1 protein-coding gene is annotated in these 924 nt (G+C 67.7%); it reads right to left on the bottom strand.

Going from position 1 to position 924, the window contains the following annotated elements; all coding sequences use genetic code 11:
* Window positions 1-924, bottom strand: a 924-nt coding sequence (locus TR48_RS32320; protein WP_042373935.1) for an acyl-CoA carboxylase subunit beta, incomplete at both ends; no start/stop codon positions are given.

The following is a 924-nucleotide window of genomic DNA, read 5'->3' as shown; positions in this document are numbered from 1 at the left end:
AACGAGATCCGCGGCACCGTCGCGTTGCAGTACGCGTACAGCAGCTTCGCGCCGTGCCGGATGATGCCGCCGTGCTCCTGGTCCACACCCGGCAGGAAGCCCGGCACGTCCAGCAGCGTCACCAACGGAATGTTGAACGCGTCGCACAGCTGCACGAACCGCGCCGCCTTCTCCGACGCGTGGATGTCCAGCACCCCCGCCAACGACTGCGGCTGGTTCGCCACAATGCCCACGACCTGCCCGTCCATCCGCGTCAACGCGCAGATCACGTTGGTCGCCCAACGCTCGTGGACCTCCATGAACTGACCCTCGTCGGCCAGCTCCTCGATCACCTTGCGCATGTCGTACGGCCGGTTGCCGTCCGCCGGGACCAGATCCAACAGCGACTCGCAACGCCGGTCGGCCGGGTCCTCGGTCATCTCCACCGGCGGCGTCTCACGGTTGTTCTGCGGCAGCATCGACAGCAGGAACCGGACCTCCTCCAGACAGGTGCGCTCGTCGTCGTACGCGAAGTGCGCCACACCCGACACCTCGGCGTGCACGTCCGCACCGCCCAGGCCGTTCTGCGAGATCTGCTCACCGGTGACGGCCTTGACCACGTCCGGACCGGTGATGAACATCTGCGAGGTCTCACGCACCATGAAGACGAAGTCCGTCAACGCCGGACTGTAGGCCGCGCCGCCGGCGCACGGGCCGAGCATCACCGAGATCTGCGGGATCACCCCCGACGCCCGGGCGTTGCGCTGGAAGATGCCGCCGTACCCGGCCAGCGCCGTGACACCCTCCTGGATCCGCGCGCCGGCGCCGTCGTTCAGCGAGACCAGCGGCGCACCCGCCGCAATGGCCATGTCCATGATCTTGTGGATCTTCTGCGCGTGAGCCTCGCCCAGCGCACCACCGAAGATCCGGAAGTCGTGCGCGTAC

The sequence above is a fragment of the Streptacidiphilus neutrinimicus genome (assembly GCF_000787815.1).
Taxonomy (GTDB): Bacteria; Actinomycetota; Actinomycetes; order Streptomycetales; family Streptomycetaceae; genus Streptacidiphilus; species Streptacidiphilus neutrinimicus.
This window is presented reverse-complemented; position numbering and strand designations above follow the sequence as displayed.